At 66.1% G+C, this 21,645-nt stretch carries 20 protein-coding genes and 1 tRNA gene; 9 read left to right on the top strand and 12 right to left on the bottom strand.

Annotation, left to right across the window (positions count from 1 at the left end; translation table 11 throughout):
• Positions 1–37: 37 nt before the first annotated feature.
• The 5 genes from ACE039_RS14785 to ACE039_RS14765 all read right to left on the bottom strand — a co-directional run bounded on the left by ACE039_RS14785 (position 38) and on the right by ACE039_RS14765 (position 6,085).
• Positions 38–1,669, bottom strand: coding sequence for an ABC transporter substrate-binding protein (locus tag ACE039_RS14785; protein WP_485822686.1), 1,632 nt, complete (start codon positions 1,667–1,669; stop codon positions 38–40).
• Between the two features lie 91 nt (positions 1,670–1,760).
• Complete coding sequence (locus ACE039_RS14780) at positions 1,761–2,732, bottom strand: M14 family metallopeptidase (RefSeq protein WP_485822685.1); 972 nt, start codon at positions 2,730–2,732, stop codon at positions 1,761–1,763.
• 93 nt (positions 2,733–2,825) lie between these two features.
• The gene (locus ACE039_RS14775) at positions 2,826–4,439 is read right to left on the bottom strand and encodes an ABC transporter substrate-binding protein (protein ID WP_416028865.1); all 1,614 of its coding nucleotides are present in this window, start codon (positions 4,437–4,439) and stop codon (positions 2,826–2,828) included.
• Between the two features lie 401 nt (positions 4,440–4,840).
• Positions 4,841–5,074, bottom strand: coding sequence for a hypothetical protein (locus ACE039_RS14770; protein ID WP_105559524.1), 234 nt, complete (start codon positions 5,072–5,074; stop codon positions 4,841–4,843).
• 150 nt (positions 5,075–5,224) lie between these two features.
• Positions 5,225–6,085: an NAD(P)H-hydrate dehydratase gene (locus ACE039_RS14765; protein WP_332007121.1), complete on the bottom strand. Its 861-nt coding sequence runs from the start codon at positions 6,083–6,085 to the stop codon at positions 5,225–5,227.
• 117 nt (positions 6,086–6,202) lie between these two features.
• Between ACE039_RS14765 and ACE039_RS14760 the strand changes: the two genes are divergently transcribed.
• Positions 6,203–7,036: an enoyl-CoA hydratase/isomerase family protein gene (locus ACE039_RS14760; RefSeq protein WP_485822684.1), complete on the top strand. Its 834-nt coding sequence runs from the start codon at positions 6,203–6,205 to the stop codon at positions 7,034–7,036.
• A 75-nt stretch (positions 7,037–7,111) separates the two neighbouring features.
• Here the strand turns inward: ACE039_RS14760 and ACE039_RS14755 are convergent, their stop codons facing one another.
• Together ACE039_RS14755 and ACE039_RS14750 are read right to left on the bottom strand one after the other, a co-directional pair.
• Entirely contained in the window at positions 7,112–7,849 is a 738-nt protein-coding gene (locus tag ACE039_RS14755) for an enoyl-CoA hydratase-related protein (RefSeq protein ID WP_485822683.1), read from the bottom strand.
• Positions 7,846–8,817: an NAD(P)H-dependent flavin oxidoreductase gene (locus tag ACE039_RS14750; protein ID WP_485822682.1), complete on the bottom strand. Its 972-nt coding sequence runs from the start codon at positions 8,815–8,817 to the stop codon at positions 7,846–7,848. Before ACE039_RS14750 ends, ACE039_RS14755 begins: the two co-directional genes overlap by 4 nt.
• Positions 8,818–9,020: 203 nt before the next feature.
• On the opposite strand from ACE039_RS14750, the gene ACE039_RS14745 reads away from it, so the two are divergent.
• From ACE039_RS14745 to ACE039_RS14730, 4 genes are all read left to right on the top strand, one after another.
• On the top strand, positions 9,021–9,644 hold the full coding sequence (locus ACE039_RS14745) for a TetR/AcrR family transcriptional regulator (RefSeq protein ID WP_105559519.1): 624 nt from the start codon (positions 9,021–9,023) through the stop codon (positions 9,642–9,644).
• A 94-nt stretch (positions 9,645–9,738) separates the two neighbouring features.
• Positions 9,739–10,887, top strand: coding sequence for an acyl-CoA dehydrogenase family protein (locus ACE039_RS14740; RefSeq protein ID WP_105559518.1), 1,149 nt, complete (start codon positions 9,739–9,741; stop codon positions 10,885–10,887).
• Between the two features lie 150 nt (positions 10,888–11,037).
• On the top strand, positions 11,038–12,267 hold the full coding sequence (locus ACE039_RS14735) for a CaiB/BaiF CoA transferase family protein (RefSeq protein WP_310034049.1): 1,230 nt from the start codon (positions 11,038–11,040) through the stop codon (positions 12,265–12,267).
• A complete protein-coding gene (locus tag ACE039_RS14730; protein WP_485821046.1) occupies positions 12,225–13,886 on the top strand; it encodes a 3-hydroxyacyl-CoA dehydrogenase in 1,662 nt (553 codons plus the stop codon). Before ACE039_RS14735 ends, ACE039_RS14730 begins: the two co-directional genes overlap by 43 nt.
• 83 nt (positions 13,887–13,969) lie before the next feature.
• On the opposite strand, the gene ACE039_RS14725 is transcribed toward ACE039_RS14730, so the two are convergent.
• A complete protein-coding gene (locus tag ACE039_RS14725) occupies positions 13,970–14,881 on the bottom strand; it encodes a c-type cytochrome (protein WP_485822681.1) in 912 nt (303 codons plus the stop codon).
• A gap of 231 nt (positions 14,882–15,112) precedes the next feature.
• Between ACE039_RS14725 and ACE039_RS14720 the strand changes: the two genes are divergently transcribed.
• Positions 15,113–15,187 (top strand) — tRNA-Arg (locus ACE039_RS14720).
• A gap of 241 nt (positions 15,188–15,428) precedes the next feature.
• On the opposite strand, the gene ACE039_RS14715 is transcribed toward ACE039_RS14720, so the two are convergent.
• Positions 15,429–16,037: a glutathione S-transferase family protein gene (locus ACE039_RS14715; RefSeq protein WP_485822680.1), complete on the bottom strand. Its 609-nt coding sequence runs from the start codon at positions 16,035–16,037 to the stop codon at positions 15,429–15,431.
• Between the two features lie 112 nt (positions 16,038–16,149).
• Between ACE039_RS14715 and ACE039_RS14710 the strand changes: the two genes are divergently transcribed.
• The gene (locus ACE039_RS14710; RefSeq protein ID WP_485822679.1) at positions 16,150–17,145 is read left to right on the top strand and encodes a helix-turn-helix transcriptional regulator; all 996 of its coding nucleotides are present in this window, start codon (positions 16,150–16,152) and stop codon (positions 17,143–17,145) included.
• An 88-nt stretch (positions 17,146–17,233) separates the two neighbouring features.
• Here ACE039_RS14710 and ACE039_RS14705 read toward each other — a convergent pair whose 3' ends face one another.
• The 3 genes from ACE039_RS14705 to ACE039_RS14695 all read right to left on the bottom strand — a co-directional run bounded on the left by ACE039_RS14705 (position 17,234) and on the right by ACE039_RS14695 (position 19,287).
• Positions 17,234–17,659, bottom strand: coding sequence for a DUF1294 domain-containing protein (locus ACE039_RS14705; protein WP_485822678.1), 426 nt, complete (start codon positions 17,657–17,659; stop codon positions 17,234–17,236).
• A gap of 4 nt (positions 17,660–17,663) precedes the next feature.
• Complete coding sequence (locus ACE039_RS14700; RefSeq protein ID WP_485822677.1) at positions 17,664–18,908, bottom strand: hypothetical protein; 1,245 nt, start codon at positions 18,906–18,908, stop codon at positions 17,664–17,666.
• 133 nt (positions 18,909–19,041) lie between these two features.
• Positions 19,042–19,287, bottom strand: coding sequence for a hypothetical protein (locus tag ACE039_RS14695; RefSeq protein ID WP_105559507.1), 246 nt, complete (start codon positions 19,285–19,287; stop codon positions 19,042–19,044).
• 197 nt (positions 19,288–19,484) lie between these two features.
• Between ACE039_RS14695 and ACE039_RS14690 the strand changes: the two genes are divergently transcribed.
• A complete protein-coding gene (locus ACE039_RS14690; protein WP_485822676.1) occupies positions 19,485–20,609 on the top strand; it encodes a cupin domain-containing protein in 1,125 nt (374 codons plus the stop codon).
• A gap of 89 nt (positions 20,610–20,698) precedes the next feature.
• The gene (locus ACE039_RS14685) at positions 20,699–21,610 is read left to right on the top strand and encodes a fumarylacetoacetate hydrolase family protein (RefSeq protein WP_105559505.1); all 912 of its coding nucleotides are present in this window, start codon (positions 20,699–20,701) and stop codon (positions 21,608–21,610) included.
• Positions 21,611–21,645 lie beyond the last annotated feature (35 nt).

Here is a 21,645-nt window from a genome sequence, read left to right as displayed (position 1 = left end):
TTCCTTGGTGGGCTCAGGGTTTGCGGGCGCCGCGTGCTTACTTGGCGGGCTTGGCCGACATGGCCAGGGTGTACTGATCGGCCCGGCCTTCGTAGGCCAGTCCCTTCTTGAACGCCCAAATGCTGCTTTCGAAATGCAGGGGAATGCTGGGCAGGTCGGCCAGTGCAAGGGTCAGGGACTGTTGCAGCAGCTTTTCCCGCTCGGCCGGGTCCACCGTGACCAGCGCGCGCTTGAACACGCCGTCGAACTCGGGGTTGTCGTAACCGCCGTAGTTGCTGGTGCCCAGGCCCTGCGCCTTATCGAACCGGGTAACCCAGTATTGTAGGAAAGACGAGGCTTCGCCGGTCTCGGAGGACCAGCCGCCCATCGCGAAGCTGAATTCGCGCTTGGCGCGCTTGGGGAAATATACCGAACGCGTCATGGCGTCCACCGTCGCTTTGATGCCCACGCGCGACAGGTACTGCGCGACGGCTTGCGAGATCTGCGCGTCGTTGATGTAGCGGTCATTGGTGGACGAGACGGCCAGTTCGAAGCCGTTGGGGTAGCCGGCTTCGGCCAGCAGCTTCTTCGCGCCTTCCGGGTCGTACTTCAGTTCGGGCGGGTGGGGCAAGGTGCCGAACATGCCGTCGGGCAGGAACTGGTTGGCCGGCGTGGCGGCGCCGTCCATGATGCGGGCGGCGATGGCCTTGCGGTCGATCGCCATCGATATGGCGCGGCGCACGCGCACGTCCTGCAACGGGTTCTTGCCGTCGGCGGCCTTGACCGTCGGGCTGGGGCTGCGCGCCACGTCGAACTGGAAATACACCACGCGCACGGACGGCGTGATCACGTACCCGTAGCCGGGCGTCTCCGAAATGCGCTTCACGTCGCGCGCGGCGGGATTCTCGATCAGATCGAAGTCGCCCGCCAGAAGACCCGTCAGGCGCGGCCCGGCAGCGGGCACCGGCACCAGCTTGACGGCTGGCCAGGCCGGTTTGTCGCCCCAGTAGCCGTCGTTGCGGACCAGTTCGATGGCGGTCCCTTTCACGTAGGACTTCAGCGTGTAGGGGCCGGTCCCGATCACGTCGCGGCCGCCGTTGAAGTCGGCCACCGTCGGCCAGGGGCCGGTCACGCCGCACTTGTTTTTCAGGTCGAAGGTGATGGGACCGTGTTCGACGATGCCGCTCCACAGCATGGCGGTGCGGGTCAGGTCGTTGGGCAGCAACGGATAGGGCTTGTGCGTCTTGATGATCAGCGTGTTGCCGTCGCGCGCTTCGATGCCCGCGAACTTCTGGACAACCGCCGGATACGAGCCGCCGATGCCCTGCTCGTTATGCATCACGCGGCAGAACGTGAAGATCACGTCCTGCGCCGTGAAGGGCTGGCCGTTCGAGAACTTCACGCCGTCGCGCAGCTTGAATTCCCAGGTGGTGTCGTCCACCGGCTTCCAGGCCGTGGCCAACCGTGGGATCAGGTTCATCTTGGCGTCCTGCCCCACCAGCGTCTCGAACATGTGCGAGGTCATCGCGTCGTTCGGCGTGGCCTGATGGTAGTGCGGGTCCATCGACGTGGGCTCGGACGACAGGCCGATCTTCAGGGTGGAAGGCGGGGTCTGGGCCTGGACGGCCACCGTACAGGCGGCAAGCGTGCAGGCCAGCAATGCGCTGCGGATGAATACCTGGGCTGACATGTTTTTTCCCTAGTTGTTATGGGTAGTGCCGGTAGTGCTGAAAGGCGCCTCTTTGGCGGGCGCTGCTCTCGTGTTGAATCGGGATGGCGGATCAGGCGATAGGCTGGGCCAGGCGGACGACCGTCACGCCGGGCCGCAGATTCGCGGTGGACGGCATGATCAGCACGCAGTTGTCGTAGGGCGTGGCGACGGCTTCGCCTTCGGACCAGCCGATCACGGTGCCGGCGGCGGCCAGCGTTTCCAGGCCCTTCCAGGGCTCCGCGAATCGGAAATCGGCGCTCTTGGCGGCGACCGCATGCGTCACGCGCAGCGCGCGCTGCGACGGGGCGCTGGGGGCGACCCAGCCGGCGGGCAGGTCCGCGGCGTCGACCGTGCCCGCTTCCAGCAGAAAACGCGCCATCTGGTCCACCGCCACGCCGCGCGCTTCGGGCGCGCCATGGAAGCCGCATTCGATCAGCAAAGACCGCGTGCCGTTGTCGCCGGCTTCGCCGAAGCGGCCGTAGTCGCGCATCCGCACGCCAGCGGCGTGGCCGGCGTCGGCGATGATGGTGGCGGGGTTGCCCAGCGCAAGCGCCAGGTCGATATTGCGCTGTTCCATGCCGGTCAACTGTAGCGGCACGTCGGAATTGCTCATGGAATGAAAGTCCAGCAACCAGTCGGACTGTTCGACCCATGGACGGATCTGCGCGGCACGGCGGCGTTCCTGGCTGATCGGCACGGTCAGCTTGTCGTCGCTCCAGACGCGGTTCATGTCTTCGTCGACAAAGCGCGCGGGGGCGTAATTGGCGGAGTCAAAGCGGTCGAACGCGGCCAGGTTACAGAAGGCCAGCGTCAGCGAACCCCGGCGAGGCCGCAGCCCGGCCGTCAGCGCTTCTTTCAGGGCCCAGGCGCCGCACAGCTCGTTGCCGTGGATCAGCGCGCTCAACATGACGCGCTTGCCGGGCACGCCGGAATCGAAATGCCAGACGCCCGGCGTATCCGTATTGCCCAGGCGTTCGGCCGACAAATCCGGACAGGCTAAAAGAAAAGGGCGCGGACGGGCCGCTGGGGTAGGCGTGGGCATGGCAACTCCGATGAAGCGGGGGAATTGTATAGGGTATCCGACCAAAAAAAACGGCTGCACAGGGCAGCCGTTTTCTGGTTCAGACGCGGTGGATCACTTCTTTTCAGGCGTGACCGAGGTGGCCAGCGTGTACTGGTCGCGGCGGCCTTCGTAGGTGATGCCCTTGCGGAAGGCCCAGATGCTGCTTTCAAAGTGCAGCGGGATCAGCGGCACGTTGTCCAGGGCGATCTGGGTGGATTCCTGCAACAGCTTCTCGCGCTTGGGCGCGTCCACCGTCACGATGGCCTGCTTGTAGACCTTGTCGAAATCGGCGTTGGAGAAGCCGCCGTAGTTGCTGGTGCCCAGGCTGTTGGGCGAATCCAGGGACGCAACCCACAGCTGGAACAACGCCGAGGCTTCGCCCGTTTCCGCCGGCCAGCCGCCCATCGAGAAGCTGAACTCGCGCTTGGCGCGCTTGGGGAAGTAGATGGATGCCGTCATGGCGTCCACGTTGGTCTTGATGCCGACGCGGGCCAGATACTGGGCCACGGCCTGGGCAATCTGGCCGTCGTTGACGTAGCGGTCGTTGGTGGACGACAGCGTCAGTTCAAAGCCGTTCGGGTAGCCAGCTTCGGCCAGCAGCTTCTTGGCGCCTTCGGGGTCGTACTTGATTTCCGGGGCCTTGGGCAGCGCGCCGAACATGCCGTCGGGCATGAACTGGTAGGCCGGGGTGGCCATGCCGTCCATGATGCGGGCGGTGATGGTCTTGCGGTCGATGGCCATCGAAATGGCCTTGCGCACACGCAGGTCTTGCAGCGGGTTCTTGCCGTCGGCGCTCTTGACGAACGGGCTCGGGTTGCGGCCCACGTCCGGCTGGAAGAACACCAGGCGGGTGGACGGCGTGGCCACGAAGCCGAACTTCGGGTTGTCCTTCAGGCGCGGCAGGTCACGGGCGGCCGGGTTTTCGATCATGTCGAAGTCACCGGACAAGAGGCCGGTCAGGCGCGGGCCGGCGGAGGGCACCGGCACGAACTTCACTTCCTTCCAGTACGGCTTCTCGCCCCAGTAGTTCTCGTTGCGGACCAGCTCGATGCCGGTGCCCTTCACGTAGGACTTCAGGGTGTAGGGGCCGGTGCCGATGGAATCCTTGCCGTTGTTGAAGTCGGCAACGGTGGGCCAGGCGCCGGTCACGCCACAACCCTTCTTCGGGTCGAACGTCAGCTTGCCGTGCTCGACGATGCCGTTCCAGACGATGGGCAACGAGCGGGCCAGCTCGGCGGGCATCAGCGGGAAGGGCTCGCCGGTCTTGATGATCACGGTGTGCGCATCCGGCGTCTGGACGTCGGTGATGCGCTTGGTCATGTCCATGTAGGACTGCGACACGTTGGTTTCGTTGTTCAGCGTGCGGCAGATCGTGAACAGCACGTCTTCAGACGTGAACGGTTTGCCGTTCGAGAACTTGACATCGTCGCGCAGCTTGAATTCCCAGGTCAGGTCATCCAGGTTCTTCCACGACTTGGCCAACTGGGGCGTCAGTTTCATGTCGGCGCTGCGGCCCACCAGCGAACTGTAGACGTGCGCGGAGAACGCGTCGTTCTGCGTCATCTTGTGATAGTGGGGATCCGCCGAAGTGGGTTCGGCCGACAGGCCGATCTTCAGCGTCTGGGCTTGGGCGGCAGCCAAAGGGATGGCGGCGGCCACAAGGGCCAGGGTGGTGCGCAACTTCATGATGACAACTCCGGATGGATAACGAACCGGATCGTGCCTGAAGCGCCAACGGGCGCGCCGGGCGGACAGCAGGGGTCGGCAGGGCACGCGGAGTTTTGGCGCCAGGCACGACGGCAAGGGGCCGATTATCGGTAGGGGGTTCGCGCGCTGTCAATGCAGAACGGCGAATCGGGCGCTAGGGAAAACGCCGAGAGGAAGGTGCGGCAAAAGGGCCGGGAGGGCGTCGCGGGGGCTCCCAACAGCATCAATGGGAGCCGGCGCGGCGCGATGGCGCCGGTGAGGGGCGGGCGCCGAAAGCCCGCCACACGGGAAGACCGGACCAGCCGGTCAGGCCGTGCGACGGCAGCGCGCAAGCCGGAATCGCGGGAGATCGGTCGCGATTCATGCCCGCGCAGCGGGACTTACCACTGAGAGCCGGAGAAGCGCGAGCTGGCGGCGCGGGCCTTGTTCATCGAGTCGTTCACTTCGTCGATGAAGGCAAAGACGCTGGCAACAGCGGCGATCACGGTTTGGCCAGCCTTCTTCAGGTTGGTCAGCGGGTGGGAATTCGGTTGGTTCTCGAGAGCGCCGCGGAGCAGGTCGCGCTCCAGCGCGTCGGTCAGGCGGGCAGTGCTATTCAAGGTCAGTTCGCTCATGGTCTTCTCCAGTCCGTTTCGTCTTGGGGTAAACCATTATAGGGATAACCCTAAATTAAAAGCAACGACCTTTTAGGGGAAAACCCTAGTATGTTGTAAAAATGTTTATTCCACGGGGACTTAGCCCGGTTTGACGCCCCGGAACGCCCCTCAGCGGCCATTGCGCAGGGCCCGCGCGGCATCCGCCAGCTCACCCGCGGTAAGGCCGATCGGGCCAATGCCGTGCCCGACCAGCGCATCGGCCGCGGCGCCGTGCAGCCAGACGGCTCCGGCCACCGCTTGCTCGAACGGCAGGGCCTGGGCGATCAGCGACCCCAGCATCCCTGCCAATACGTCCCCGGTTCCAGCGGTGGCCAGGCCGGGGTTGCCGCTGGTGTTGGTCCGGCGGCTGCCGTCGGGCGAACAGACGACGGTGGCCGCGCCTTTCAGCACCACCCAGGCCCCGAAGCGTTGCGCCAATTGCCACGCCGCGTCTCGGCGGTCGGCTTGTACCTGGGCGGCGCTTAACCCCAAGAGGCGGCCGGCTTCGGCGGGATGCGGGGTCAGCACAACGGGGCCGGGCCCCCAATTGGGTTTGACGTCGCCCTGGGCCAGCAGGTTCAGGCCGTCGGCGTCCAGCACCAGCGGCGCGCCGCGGCGCAGCACGAACAATTCCGATAGCGTGTTGGCCGCCAGGGCGGTCGTGCCGATTCCGCAGCCGGCGACCCAGGCGGTGATGCCCCACTCGCCCTCCAGCAGCGACCGGGCGTCGCGCAGCATCAATTCAGGCTGCAACGGGTCGCAGGCAAGCGGCGAGGCTTCTTGGGCGAAGCCGACCAGCACCTTGCCAGCGCCGGTTTTCAGGGCGGCGCGGGCCGCAAGCAGCGCCGCGCCCGCCATGCCGGGGCCGCCGCCCACCACGCCGACGGTGCCGAAACTGCCCTTGTGCGTGTCGACGCCCCGGGGGGCGAACAGGGCCGGCAGACTGGCGCGGTCGATGGGGGCGCCGGCGGATGGGGCGGGGGTGTTCATTGGCTGAAGCTCCTTCTGGCTGGCGGCGGGTGGACGCCGGCGTATCCACTATAGTGCCCAAAAACGCGCCGGCCCCAGGCTTGCCCCATTGGTAATAAAGACAACGCGGAGAAGACAATGACTGATATCACGCTGCAACACTATTCGGCCTACGAGTCCCTGAAGCTGCGCCAGCATCCCGGCGGCGTGCTGGAATTGATCATGGGCGCCAAAGGTGGCCAGCCGGGCAAATTGTCCACGGCCGACGACCGCATGCACCGCGAGCTGGCCGACATCTGGCGCGACATCGATACCGACCCCGATACCCGCGTGGTGGTCATCCGCGGGGAGGGCAAGGGCTTTTCGGGTGGCGGCGACCTGGATCTGGTGCAGCAGATGGCCGACGACTTCGACGTGCGCACCCGTGTCTGGCGCGAGGCCCGCGACCTGGTCTACAACATCATCAACTGCAACAAGCCCATCGTGTCCGCCATGCACGGCGCGGCCGTGGGCGCGGGGCTGGTGGCGGGGTTGCTGGCCGACATCTCGATTGCCGCGCGCGACGCGCGGATCATCGACGGGCACACCCGCCTGGGGGTGACGGCGGGCGACCACGCGGCCATCGTCTGGCCGCTGCTGTGCGGCATGGCCAAAGCCAAGTACTACCTGATGCTGTGCGAGACCGTCACCGGCGAGGAAGCCGAGCGGATCGGGCTGGTGTCGCTGTGCGTGGACGAGGCCGAGCTCATCCCCCGCGCCTTCGAGGTAGCCAACAAGCTGGCCGCCGGTTCGCAGACCGCCATCCGCTGGACGAAGTATTCGCTGAACAACTGGCTGCGCATGGCGGGACCGACCTTCGACACGTCGCTGGCGTTGGAATTCATGGGTTTTGGCGGGCCTGACGTGAAAGAGGGGGTCAAATCCCTGCGCGAACGCCGCGCACCCAACTTCCGGGCCGATTCGCCATTTTGAGCCGATGGGTTGCGCCCGATGGGCCTCGACGTGCAGCACGCCGGGGCCGGGCACGCGCAACCCATCTTTGCTTCGCTATTTCTTGAAGAACTTCGCGAATGCCGCCTGCGCCTCTTCGGTTTGCAGGCGGGCGCGGAATTGCTGGGCTTCGTAGTCCAGCGTTTCCTGGATGACCTGGCGGTCGGCGCGTTTCATCATGGCCTTGGTCAGGCGCAGCGCGGCCGGCGGCTGACGCGCCAGATCGGCCGCGGTGGCCTGGGCCGCCGCCAGCGCCTGGCCCTTGGGCGTGACCGACGTCGCCAGACCGGCTTCGTGCGCGTCGCGGGCGGAAAACGCCTTGCCCTGCAGCAGCCATTCGGCGGCGCGGCGTCCGGCCAGGCGGGGCATCAACAGGCTGGATGCGCCTTCCGGACACAGGCCCAGCGCCACGAACGGCATGCGCAAGGTGGCGCCTTCGCCAATGTGGACGAAGTCGCAATGCTGTAGCAGCGTGACGCCGATGCCGATGGCATAGCCCTCGACTGCGGCGATCACCGGCACGTCGGCCGTGGTCAGCGCCCGCAGGAACGTCAGGCCGGCGCTGTCGCCCGCGCCACGTTCCGCCTGGAAGTCGCGCAGGTCGTTGCCGGCGGTGAAGTGTTCGCCCGCGCCGGTCAGGATCACTGCCGATACCGACGGGTCGCCCGACGCCAGCGCGATTTGCTCAGACAAGGCGGCGTATGTGGCCGTGTCCAGCGCGTTGCGGCGGTCCTGGCGGTCGATGGTGAGCGTCAGGACGGCGCCCTCGCGGGCGACTCTCAGGCCCGCGCTCATGCGTAGGTCCTGCCGGCCAGTTGCGCTTTGGCGTCATCGTACTCGCGACGCAGCGTGTCGACGATCTTGCGGGTGGGTTCGACGCTGGCGATGCCGCCCACGCCCTGACCCGCGCCCCAGATGTCTTTCCACGGCTTGACCCGCGACGACCCGAAGTTGGACGCGCCGCTGTCCGGCTGCGGCAGGTTGGCCGGGTCCAGCCCGGCGGCCGCGATGCTGGCCTTCAGGTAATTGCCGGGGATGCCGGTGAAGAACGGGGTGTACAGGATGTCGGTGGCGCTGGCATCGACGATGGCGGACTTGTAGCCTTCGCTGGCGTTGGCTTCTTCGCTGGCGATGAAGCGAGTACCCATATAGGCGAAGTCCGCGCCCATGGCGAGCGCGGCCAGCACGTGGGCGCCGGAGGTGATGGCGCCCGACAGGATCAGCGGGCCGTCGTAGAAACGGCGCACTTCGGACACCAGCGCGAACGGGCTGAGCGTGCCTGCATGGCCGCCGGCGCCCGCGCAGACCAGGATCAGCCCGTCCACGCCGGCCTCAAGCGCCTTTTCGGCATGGCGAATCGTGGTGACGTCGTGGAACACCTTGCCGCCCCAGTCGTGCACGCCTTTGACGAGGTCGCCGGGGGCGCGCAGGCTGGTGATGATCAGCGGCACGCGGTGGCTGGCGCAAACGGCCAGGTCCTGTTCCAGGCGGTCGTTGGACTGGTGGATGATCTGGTTCACGGCGAACGGCGCCACCGCGGCGCCGGGATTCGCTTCACGGTACGAGGCCAGCCCGGCCTGCACTTCGTCCAGCCAGTCGGTCAGCAGGCTTTGCGGGCGGGCGTTCAGGGCGGGGAACGAGCCCACGATGCCACTGGTGCACTGGGCAAGCACCAGCGTCGGGTTGGAGACGATGAACATGGGGGCGCTGATGACCGGCAGGGACATCTGGCCATACAAATCTGTCACGAGAGAGTGGGGCATAGCGTCGTCGCGTTGTGTTCAGGTCAGTCCAGAAGGGGCCGCCTGCAGGCAGGCTTGAGTCCCCGAGGCGGATGTGCCTATAATTACCTACCGACCGTCCGGTAATTAATTAATCTTTATTTAACGGCATGCGCCGAACCGCTGTCAATGGAGGCCCACCCGGGCCCTTGCCGGCCTGCGGCGCGGCCCTTTCAAAGGCTGCCATGGCGACCTCTGCTCCTCCGGCCCTGAAACGCGCCCGCGCCGGCCGACCGCCCACGCTGGCGGCCCCGCGCGAACGCATTCTGGATGAAGCCGCCAAGCTTTTCGCGCAAAGCGGTTACGACGGCAGCTCCGTGTCGGATCTTGCCGCCGCCATCGGCGTGTCCAAGGCGGCCATTTACCACTACTACCCCACCAAGCAGGACATCTACGACGCCATCATCCTGGTCGTATTGAGCGGGCTGACGCAGACCGTGGGCCAGGATGTCGACCGCGCCGAGGGCGCCGCCGCCCGGCTGCGCGCGTTCATGGTCGGTCACGCCCGGTACTTCGAACAGCACCACGCCAAATTCGTGACGATGCTGATCGGCTATTCCGGCATGGCCTTACCTGAACGCGAAGACGCCGCAAGGCTGCGCGACGGCTACGAGAAACGCCTGCGCGAGCTGATTGCGCAGGGCGTGGCCGATGGCACGTTCCGCGCGCTGGACGTGGCCGCCACCGGCCGCGCCGTGCTGTCCATGCTGAACTGGATGGTGCGCTGGTACAAGCCGGGGCAGGGCGACAGCGCGGAAACCATCGCCGCCGGCTACTTCGACCTGCTTGTTGGCGGCATGCGCGCCTGAGCGCCGCCGCCGGGATTCGCATTGCCCATACCCAATCGCCGTATCAGATCTTCCCGCCTCATCCGTCGCATCCCTTCTTTTTGAGACTTCCATCATGGCCCTGGACACCGAAACCCTGAATCTGCTCTTGGACGCCGTGCGCCGCTTCGTGCACGAACGCCTGATTCCCGCCGAAGACGAACTGGCCACCAGCGGACAGGTTCCGCCCGACATCGTCAACGAAATGCGCGAACTGGGCCTGTTCGGCCTGTCGATCGCGCCGGAGTTCGGCGGCCTGGGCCTGACGATGGAAGAAGAAGTGCGCGTAGTGTTTGAATTGGGCCAGACCTCGCCCGCTTTCCGTTCGCTGGCCGGCACCAACATCGGCATCGGCTCGCAGGCCATCGTGCTGGCCGGTACCGACGACCAGCGCACCCGCTACCTGCCCAAGCTGGCCAGCGGCGAACTGATCGGCTCGTTCGCGCTGACCGAACCCGACGCGGGCTCCGACGCGATGGCGCTGCGCCTGTCCGCCGAACGCGATGGCGACAGCTACGTGTTGAACGGCACCAAGCGCTACATCACCAACGCGCCGATCGCCGGCCTGTTCTCGGTCATGGCGCGCACCGCGCCCGAGCGTCGCGCCAATTCGATCTCCTGCTTCCTGGTCGAAGCCGGCACGCCGGGCCTGAGTATCGGCAAGCCCGACAAGAAAATGGGCCAGGCCGGCGCCCTGACCAGCGACGTGGTGTTCGATAACTGCCGCGTGCCGGCCAGCGCGCTGCTGGGCGGCGAAGAAGGCAACGGTTTCCGCACGTCGATGCGCGTGCTCGACAAGGGGCGCCTGCATATCTCGGCGTTGTGCGTGGGTATTGCCGACCGCCTGCTGGCCGACGCCGTCAAATACGCGATGGAGCGCAAGCAGTTCGGCCAGCCGATCGCCGAATTCCAGCTGATTCAAGCGATGATCGCCGACAGCCAGGCCGAACTCTACGCCGCCCGCTGCATGGTGCTGGACGCCGCCCGCATGCGTGACCGCGGCGAAAACACCACCATGCAAGCCGCCTGCGCCAAGCTGTTCTCGACGGAAATGGTGGGCCGCGTCGCCGACCGCGCCGTGCAGATCCATGGCGGCGCGGGATATATGTCGGAATACGCGGTGGAACGCTTCTACCGCGACGTGCGCCTGTTCCGCATCTTCGAAGGCACGTCGCAGATCCAGCAGCTGGTGATCGCCCGCGAAACGATCAAGGCCCATTCCTGATCGGAAGAATGGCGGGTTGCTCGCGCAACCCGGGCTAATATCGCATATGACGCGCCAGCGGCTCGGACCGCTGGCATGACAGACTCCAGTCTGGCTTGCGCTGGCCGCCAGCCGGACGTTTTCATTTCCCATCTAGCGAAAAGAACACCGATGTCGCAACGTCCCGCTCCCCTTACCGGCATACGCGTGCTGGACCTGACCCGCGTATTGGCGGGCCCCTGGTGCACCCAGAACCTGGCCGACCTTGGCGCCGAGGTGATCAAGATCGAACGTCCCGGCGCTGGCGACGACACGCGCGCCTGGGGGCCTCCGTACCTGAAGGACGAAGCCGGCAACGACACGACCGAAGCCGCCTATTACCTGTCCGCCAATCGGAACAAGCTGTCGGTGGCCTTGGATATCGCGTCGCCGCGCGGCGCCGAACTGGTGCGCGAACTGGCCTTGCAAAGCGACATCCTTGTCGAGAACTTCAAGGTCGGTGGACTGAAGAAGTACGGCCTGGACTACGAAAGCCTGAAGGCCATCAACCCGCGCCTGATCTATTGCTCGATCACCGGCTTCGGCCAGACCGGCCCCTACGCCAGCCGCCCCGGCTACGATTTCATGATTCAGGGCATGGGCGGGCTGATGAGCATCACGGGCGAGCGCGACGACCTGCCCGGCGGCGGCCCGCAAAAGGCCGGCGTGGCGGTGGCGGACCTGATGACGGGCATGTATTCCACCGTGGGCATCCTGGCCGCGCTGCTGGAACGCGCCAACAGCGGCCTGGGTCAGCACATCGACATGGCGCTGCTGGATTGCCAGGTTTCGATGCTGGCCAACCAGAACCTGAACTTCATGACGTCGGGCGTGGCGCCCAAGCGCGCCGGCAATGCCCACCAGAACCTGGTGCCCTACCAGGTGTTCGCGGCGGCGGACGGCCACCTGATCGTGGCGGTCGGCAACGACAGCCAGTTCCGCAACTACTGCGGCGCGATCGGCTTGCCGGAACTGTCGGCGGACCCGCGTTTCTCGACCAATCCGCAGCGCGTGAAGAACCGTGCGGAGCTGGTGCCGCTGTTGGCCGAACGCATGGCCACCGGCGCGCGCGATCACTGGCTGGCCTCGCTGGAAAGCGTGGGCGTGCCCGCAGGCCCCATCAATACACTGGACCAGGTCTATGAAGATCCGCACGTGCTGGCGCGCGGCATGAAGCTTGAACTGCCGCACCCGGCTGCCGGCCGCGTGCCGATGGCCTCCAGCCCGCTGAAATTCTCGGACAGCCCGGTCGAGTACCGCCGTCCGCCGCCCATGCTGGGCGAACACACCGCGCAGGTCCTGGCTGAAAAGCTGGGGCTATCGGCCGAAGACATCCAGGCGCTGGCCCAGAGCCAGGCCTGAGCGAAGACAAAGCGGCATGGCGCCGCTTTGTTTTCCCTGCGCCCCGCCACGCCGCGGCGCACACGATCCATTCCAATAAAGGCAGGAGAAAGTTGATGACGGAGATTCAAACCATCGGCGTCGTGGGCGCCGGGGCCATGGGGCGCGGCATTGCGCAGATCGCGGCGCAAGCCGGTTTGCGCGTGCGCTTGTACGACACCAGCGCCGACGCGGTTGCCGCCGCACGCGAATCGCTGCGCCAGACGTGGGACAAGCTGGCCCAGAAGGGCAAGCTCACCGCCGCCGACGCGCAGGCCGCGCTTGAGCGCGTGGAGTCCGCCACGGCGCTGACCGACATGTCGGCGTGCCAACTGGTGGTGGAAGCCATCGTCGAACGCCTGGACGTCAAGCGCGACCTGTTCGCCGCCCTGGAAGGCGTGGTGTCGGAAGACTGCATCCTGGCGTCGAACACGTCGTCGCTGTCCATCACCGCCATTGCCGCCGCCTGCAAGCGCCCGCAGCGTGTGGTGGGTTATCACTTCTTCAACCCGGTGGCGTTGATGAAGGTGGTGGAAGTGATCGACGGCCTGCGCAGCGCACCCGAAGCCGGCGACGCGCTGGCCGCGCTGGCCCGCCGCATGGGCCACACGCCCGTGCGCGCCAAGGACATGCCCGGTTTCATCGTGAACCACGCTGGCCGCGGCATGAACACCGAAGGCCTGCGCGTGGCGCAGGAGGCCGTCGCCACCTTCGCGCAAGTGGACGCCGTCATGCGTGAGCAGGCGGGCTTTCGCATGGGCCCGTTCGAACTGCTGGACCTGACCGCGCTGGACGTGTCGCATCCGGTGATGGAGTCCATCTACCGCCAATTCTTCGACGAGCCGCGCTTTCGCCCGTCGCCGATCACCACCGTGCGCCTGGCCGGCGGCCTGATCGGCCGCAAGGCCGGCGAAGGCTTCTACGTCTACGCCGACGGCCAGAAGCAGGTGCCGGCCGAGCCGCCCGTGCCGGCGTTACCGGAAGGCCTGAAAGTGTGGGTCAGCCCCAAGCACGCGGAAGGCTACGCGCGCGCATCGGCGCTGATCGAAAAGCTGGGCGCGACGCTCGTCACGGGCGCCACGCCCGACGCCGATGCGTTGATCGTCGTCACCCCGTTTGGCGACGACGTCTCGACGTCGGTGTCCGCGCAGGGTTTGAACGCGGGCCGCACGGTCGGCCTGGATACGCTGTATGCATTCGACGGCGCCAAGCGCCGCACCGTCATGGTGTCGCCCGCGACCGAGAGCAAATGGCGCGACGCCGCCCATGCGCTGCTGGCCGCCGACGGCGTGCCGGTGACCGTGATCCAGGATTCGCCGGGCTTCATCGCCCAGCGCATCGTGGCCATGATCGTCAATATCGCCAGCGATATCGCGCAGCAGCAGATCGCCACGCCGGAAGACATCGACCAGGCCGTGACGCTGGGCCTGGGCTATCCGGTGGGTCCGCTGGCGCTGGGCGACAAGCTGGGCGCTGACCGCATCCTGGAAATCCTGAAGAGCATGCAGCGCGTGACAGGCGACCCCCGCTATCGCCCCAGCCTGTGGCTGCAGCGCCGCGTGCAGTTGGGTCTGTCGCTGTTGAAATCGTCGGCGGAATAACACCCGACGACATGCCGTTAAAGCATGGCGGCAAAAAAAAGCCCCTTGAGCGATCAAGGGGCTTTTTGCTGGGCCAGCCGGATTTACTTGGCCGCGTCGACCATGTATTGCACGGCCGCGCGGATGTCGTCTTCCGAGGCGTTGGCCGCGCCACCCTTGGGGGGCATCGGCGGCTTGCCTTGCATGGCGACCTTCACCATGGCGTCCATGCCGGTCTTGATGTACGGGTCCCAGGCGGCCTTGTCGCCGAACTTGGGCGCGTTCGCCACGCCGGTGGCGTGGCAGGCGAAACAGACGCTCTTGTAGAGCTTTTCGCCGGCCGGGTTGACTGCGGCGGTGGCTTGCGGCGCGGCGGGCGCGGCGGGCGCGGCAGCCGGAGCCGGAGCCTGTGCGGCCGCAGCAGGGGCTGCTGCTGCGGGCGCTGCAGCAGGCGCGGGAGCGGCGGCAGGGGCCGCAGCCGCTTCCTTCTTCGCGCCGTCCTCGGCGGGAGCGGCCGGTTCGGGCAGCGAGGCGCCGGACTTGTTCGCCATGTAGACCACGGCGCGCGCGACCTCATAGTCGGACAGCGTGGGGTTACCGCCCTTGGCGGGCATGCCGCCCTTGCCGTGCAGGGCCACGTTCAGCATGGTGTCGTAGCCCGACTTGATGAACGGCGCCCAGGCTGCGTTGTCGCCCATCTTGGGCGCGCCGGCGATACCGGCGGTGTGACAGGCCGTACAGACCGCGGCAAAAACCTGCTCGCCCGTCTTGAAGACCTTGGGGGCGTTGGCGTCGACCAGCGCGAAACCCGCAACCGGCGCGATCCGTTTGGTGACGGCTTCTTCGGTGAGCGTATCGGAACCGGCGCCGACCTTGGTGCCGGTGACCACCATATTCACCAGGAGGATGATGATGGCGATTGGAATCACGAAAGATAGAACGATCGTGACGACCAGTTGCTTGGGGGTCTTGATGGGGGAGGAGTGCTCTTCTATGTGTTCCTGCTCGTTGCTCATGACCAAATCCTGCTAACGGGTGGGGCGCCTGGCGGCGGCAACAGAAAATCAGTAACTGCACAAATTGGCGAACCCGTGACGCATCCGCCTGCAAGCAAACGCTGGATTATATAACGGTGTCAGGGACGCTCGTCCAATGACTGTGGCGGGGTTTTCGATGAGATTGACAGCTGATTTGATCCACTTCATGCACGCTAGCGAAAACTAGGTACAATGTCGCCTCCTTGCGCTGCGCCCGTAGTTCAATGGATAGAATGAGAGTTTCCGAAGCTCTTGATACAGGTTCGATTCCTGTCGGGCGCGCCACAGAATCAATGGCTTGCGTGGACGTCGTGGCACACGATGTGTCCATGTTCTGCCCAACGATGTGCCCCAGTGGTACCCAAAGCACTAGGATTGCGACGGCTCAATTGCCTGTAGCGTCCTGCGTCGCATAGCGTGCGACGAGGCTTCGCCTCTTTCCCTCTCTAGCGGATTCGCCGCGCCGTCTGGCAGCGCGGCATTGTCACGTCGTAGCGTGATCTTGCGTGACAGGCCCGCCGTTGCTTCAGACCTCGCCTTGCATCGCCGGCCGGGCCTTGACCGTGCTCAGCCAGGCCTGCACATTCGGATGGGCGGCCACCGGCGCACCCAAGAATGCGGTGTAGCCGACCACCGACGCCACCACCAGATCAGCCAGCGAGTACTTGTCGCCCACTATCCACGGCTGGCGCGTCAGATGCGCATCCAGCAGACCCAACAGCGAATCCAGGTCGGCGATGGCCCGCTCGGCCTGGCGGGCATCGCGGCTTTGCTCGTCGCCGTGGGCGACGGCATACAGGCGCGAAATCACCGAGCCATACGTCACATAGGCCCACGTGCACCACGACATGGCGGCCAGCCGCTGCGAAGTGCCGGCTGCGGGCCACAAGCCCTGCTCGACGCCCCAACGCTCGCCCAGCCACAAGTGGATGGCCAGGGCTTCAAACAGCGGCGCACCGTCCACGGTCAGCGTCGGCACCTTGCCGTTGGGGTTCAAGGCAAGAAATTCCGGGCGGCGTTGCTCGCCGGCCCGGATATCCACCTTGACGCGTTCGTGCGGGACCTGCAGTTCGGCCAGGGCGCAGGCGATGGGCGAGGCGCTGGACTGGGGGTGCCAATAGAAGACGATAGACATGGACAAGCTCCGGATTGGGGGGAGTGCCGCGGCCCCATGGCCGCTGACGACGGACGAACTGTAGAATCCATTGCGGACAGTTTCCGCCCTTGATACGGGCTATCGTTGACCGATGCTCAGCTCCAGCAACCGCCTTCTGCGCCTGCTTTCCCTACTGCAGACCCGCCGCCATTGGGCCGGCGCCGACCTGGCGCAGACGCTGGCGGTGCATCCGCGCACGCTGCGCCGCGACATCGACCGGCTGCGCGAACTGGGCTACCCCATCCAGGCCAGCAGCGGTGTGGCGGGCGGCTACGCCTTTCGCGCGGGCAACGCCCTGCCGCCCCTGCTGCTGGACGACGATGAGGCGCTGACGGTGGCCATCACGTTGCGCACGGCCGCCACGGGCACGGTCGGCGGCGTGGAAGAAGCGGCGCTGCGCGCGCTGGTCAAACTGGAGCAGGTGATGCCCACGCGCCTGCGCCACAAGCTGGACGCGCTGCGGTCGGCCATCGTGCCGCTGCCACGCGGCGGCCCGGTGATCGATGCGGGACTGTTGGCCGCGCTGGCCGCCGCCTGCCGCGACCAGCTGCGCGTCAACTTCGACTACGCGGACAGCCGCGGCCAGCCCAGCACGCGCCAGGTCGAGCCGCAGGGGCTGGCGCACACGGGGTACCGCTGGTATCTGGTGGCGTGGGATCCGGCGCGCGACGATTGGCGCACGTTCCGGCTCGACCGAATCGCGGGCGCGGTGGCGCTGGGCGCGCACTTCGCGCCGCGTCCGCCGCCAGAAGGCGGCGACCTGCGCGCCTATGTGATGCGCGCGGTGGGCCAGGCGCCCAACGCCGAAGAAGCCCGCATCGTGCTGCATGCGCCGCATGGGGTGATGGCCGCGCGCATTCCCGCGTCGGCCGGCCAGGTCGAAGCGTTGGACGATGGCCGCTGCCTGCTGCGCAGCACCGGCCAGTCGCTGGAGGCGCTGACGTATTGGCTGCTGGCGCTGGAAGTGGAATTCGATGTGCTGGCGCCGGCGTCCCTGGCGCAGCGCTTTCAGGTCGCGGGCGAACGGGTCGCCCGCATGCTGCAACGGCGCGACACCGCTACGCCGCAGCAGGCTGAGCACCCGTAGCTACCGTAGCGATCCGCTACCTGAACAGCTTCACGCCGGCTGTGCGATTCGGTTCTTCGAATCGATCTCTGTCCCCACCCCTATGTCCTCAGGCCAACGCAGGCACATATTGCGCCAGCAGCGACCTGCCGTAGGGCGAAGCCAGGAAAAGAAAAGCGGCGATATTGGCCGTGACGGTGATCCAGAACACCATACGGAAAGCCGGTTTTACCGACTTGTGCCGTAGCCATTCCTGCGCGATCAACGCACCGGGCCAGCCCCCCACCAGCGCCAGGACATGCAACGTCTTTTCGGGCGTTCTTTGCCGATTGGCGCGTGCGGCCGCTTTATCCACGGCGTAGACGGTGAATGTCAGCGCGCTGAGCGCAAGGTAGCCCAGCCCCACGGCGAGCGGCACCCGCCATAGCAGGGCTGCCGATCCATACGCAAAGACGAACGCCGCCAGCAGCAGCAATGGGATGCCAATTTTCCGTTTCGTGCGACGCGCCGGGGGGCGTTGGACCGAGGGAGTCACCGCGCTATTCCGTCGCCAGGTAGGCCTGACCGCTGGGCTTCACGTGGGGCGCCAGGTCCGCAAACGGCAGCCGCGCAAGCGTGCCCAGGCAGATGCCCGATGCGTGGCCCACGCCGGATACCGACAGGCTTAGCGCGCCGGGCGCCTCGGCGCCCAAGGCCAGGTAATCCGGCCAGAGCAGGGCGCAGCCGTCCTTGGATGCCTCTTCCGTACGGCCCTCGGCTTCGGCGGCGGCCAGTGTGCGCTGCGTGGCGGCGACGATGGCCAGCAGCGTCGGGCTTGCCTGGACGCGCCCGTCAGGACGCGAGACATAGGCGTCGAAGACGCGGTTCCAGTCCAGGATGTCTCCGCGCAGCAAGTCGTAGGTATAGGGTTCGAAATGATTGAAGGGATGGGCGCCGCCGCAATCCAGGCTACCGCGCTCGGTCACCGTCATGAGGGCGCGCGAGAGCCAACTGACAGAGATGGATTCTTCATCGTAATTGCCCAGCGTGCCGCTGTTCGGGATGTCGCTGGTGTAGGCCTGGGCCAAGCATTGCAGCGCCTCCAGGTTTTTACGCCAGTGGCGCTGTTCCAGCAGATGATTGACGCGCCGGACGACTTGCTCGTCGGGATGCCGGCTCAGCCGCGGATAAGGAAACAGGGTGCGCGGGTCGCGCCACATCCGATAGGCGACTGCGCCGTTGCCGATCTCTTCGCCGAAGGGCTCGGCGTGTCCGGCCATTTTCAGGGTGTCGTAGGGCGCGGTTTCGGCGTTGACGTCCGGGTAGGTTTGAACGCCGTTGCGAATCACGCCTGGCGCGGCGGCTCGTGTGTCGTATTGCGCGACACGCCGAAGTTCGAAGCCGCGTCGCTTACCGCTGCGCGCGTCAGTCCAGGTGCCGCGATAGCCCTGGGCGTCGCGCGTGCCCTGCCAGGTGGCCGCAGTGGGTGGCGTATCGGGTGGCGTGTTCGCGGAAGCCCGGTTGCTCGTCGCCTTCCAGTTCGGCGGCGGCTCGGTCAATGCCTGTTCGGCGCCTTGCAGGGGAATGTCGACGCCGGCTTTCGGATAGAAGTAGCGGCCGGTCAGCACGCCGTTGTCAGCCACCTGGGCGTCCAGTTCCATCACGACTTCGCCGGCGCCGTCCAGGGTGCCGCTATAGACGATGCGCTGCGCAGCGTGGGCGGAGGGGTTGGCCAGCGCTGCCAGCGCCAGCGCGGCAGGAAGCAAACGGGTAAGGCGGGCCAAGCGGACAAGCAGAGGGGGCATCAAGATCACCGTCCGGGGCGGGTTCGCGAAATCGAATAAGGGACACCGCGTGAATATACCGGAGCCCCCCGCGAATCCGCGGCCGCAGCGATACGGTGAGGCGCCCGTTCATTGCTGAACGGGCGGTCAGGCATCAATCATCCAGCGACGGCACCGTGCCGATCTGCGTCAGGATGCGGGGCGATTCCATGTCGCCGGTTTCTTTATCGATCCACACTTCATAGGCGGCGACCCCCGCGAACTTGGCAGCCATGGAATTGGCGATTCGGATCGCGCCGAATTCGCTGCTGGCCGGACGGATTTCACCTGGCGAGACACCGTTGGCGGCGGCGCGATAGGGAACGACGATGTACTGAACAAGATGAGCGGCTTCGGACACAGGATTCTCCTGGACGACGGTTTTACGGGCGAGCGAAATGTATCACGGGTAACTGTGTTTTTGTACAGTATTTTTTGACGCTGCGGGAATAAAATTCCGCTGACGGGAAAACCCCTAGCGCGCGGAGATTGCCGGATTTCCACGCCGCCTCTATTATTTTCGAAAATCTTATGATTTTTATAAATAGAGGCCAAGGGATGACATCGAACCGGTACGACGCCTATCGCGAAGACACCGCCGGGCGCGCCAATGTGGCCGACTCGCCGGAGCGCATTGCCTACTACCAAGCGCTGGCGGGCCTGGAGACGGGCGCGCTGTGGACGGTGGCGAACAAGATCGAACCGTGGGCGCCACGGTCGGCGTCGGTGCCCGTGGTGTGGCGCTATCAAGAACTGCGCGGCCATGTGCTGCGTTCCGCCGAACTGGTGTCGCCGGAAGAGGCGGGCCGGCGCGTCATCTATCTGAACAATCCCGGCCGGCGCGACGTGGCGGCCGCCGTGGGCTGGCTGTATTCGGGCTTGCAGGTGATGCAGCCCGGAGAACTGGCTTCGGCGCACAAGCATTCGCATTCCGCGCTGCGGTTCATCATGGAAGGCCGGGGCGCCTACACCGTGGTCGACGGCCACAAGATGACGCTGGGCGCGAACGATTTCGTATTGACGCCCAACGGTACCTGGCACGAGCACGGCGTGTCCGAGGACGGCACCACCTGTATCTGGCAGGACGGCCTGGACATCCCGCTGGTCAATGCCCTTGAGGCCGGCTTCTACGCCGTGCATCCCGACCTGAACCAGGCGGTGACCTACCCCGTGGACGACACCAGCGCGGCCTGGGGCCATGCGGCGTTGCGGCCGCAGGTGTCGGGTTGGACGAAGCCCTATTCGCCGCTGTTCAAATACGAATGGGAACCCACCTACGAGGCGCTGCGCCGCTATGCGCGCACCACTGCCGGCAGCCCGTACGACGGCATCCTGCTGGAATACGTGAACCCGGCGACCGGCGGCTCGGTCATGCCCACCATCGGCGCCAGCATGCAATTGCTGCGTCCCGGCGAGCACACCAAGGCGCACCGCCACACCGGCAGCTTCATCTATCAGGTCGCCAAGGGCAGCGGCTTTTCCATCATTGACGGCAAACGCTATGACTGGACGGAACGCGACATCTTCTGCGTCCCGTCCTGGGCCATCCACGAACACGCCAACCTGTCGTCCAACGACGACGCCTGCCTTTTCTGCTTCAACGACCTGCCGGTGATGCGGTCGCTGGCGCTCTACCGCGAAGAAGCGCTCAAGGAAAACGACGGCCATCAAGTGCTGATCTAGCGTCGCCCGACCCCTTTCGAATTTTCATCCGCCGCGCGGGCGTCGTTCCGCGCGCCTGGCTCAACTCGTCTTGAATCTATGGAGTTCCTATGCGATTGGTGACTTTTCGCGCTCATCCCACTGCCGCCGCACGGCTTGGCGCGCTGGCCGAAGGCTATGTGATCGACCTGGCCCTGCTGGGTCGCGCCGGGGGCGTGGACCTGCCCGATGACATGCTGGCATTCATCGACCTGGGCCCCGTGGCCGTCGCGCAGGCCAGCCGGCTGATGGAGTCGTATCGGGGGAATTGGCCCGTGGGCACGGCGCTGCCGCAGGAAAACGTGAAGCTGCTGGCGCCGATTCCGCGGCCGCGCAAGAACATCTTCGGCATCGGCCTGAACTATGTGGAGCACGTGGCGGAATCCAGCCGCACGCTGGACACTTCGGCCGACTTGCCCAAGCAGCCGGTGATCTTCTCCAAACCGCCCACCACCGTCATCGGCCCGGGCGATGCCATCGAGCACAACGCCAAGATCACGCAGCAGCTGGACTGGGAAGTCGAGCTGGCCGTGATCATGGGCCGGCGCGCCTCGCGCGTGGCGGAGGCCGACGCGCTGTCGTACGTGTTCGGCTACAGCGTCATGCTGGACATGAGCGCGCGCGACTGCCGCCGTGCCGGCCAGTGGATCTATTCGAAAGGCCAGGACACCTACGCGCCGTTCGGCCCCTGCATCGTCACCGCCGACGAAATTCCCGATCCGCAGGTGCTGGACCTGTGGCTGACGGTCAATGGCGAAAAGAAGCAGGGTTCCAACACGCGGCACATGCTGTTCAAGGTGCCATTCCTGATTTCGGACATCAGCGCCGGCATCACGCTGGAGCCGGGCGACATCATCGCCACCGGCACGCCAGAGGGCGTCGGTGCGGGCCGCAAGCCGCAGGAATGGCTGTGGCCGGGCGATGTGGTGGTGGCGTGCGTGGAAGGCATCGGCACGCTGCGTCATCCGGTGGTGGCGGTCTAGCGCAACAGGCGATCGGGCCGGCCGCCAGGCGGGCA

Source organism: Achromobacter maghribensis, from assembly GCF_057334215.1.
The sequence above is the reverse complement of the archived record's forward strand: the minus strand, read 5'-3'. Positions and strand labels throughout refer to the sequence as shown.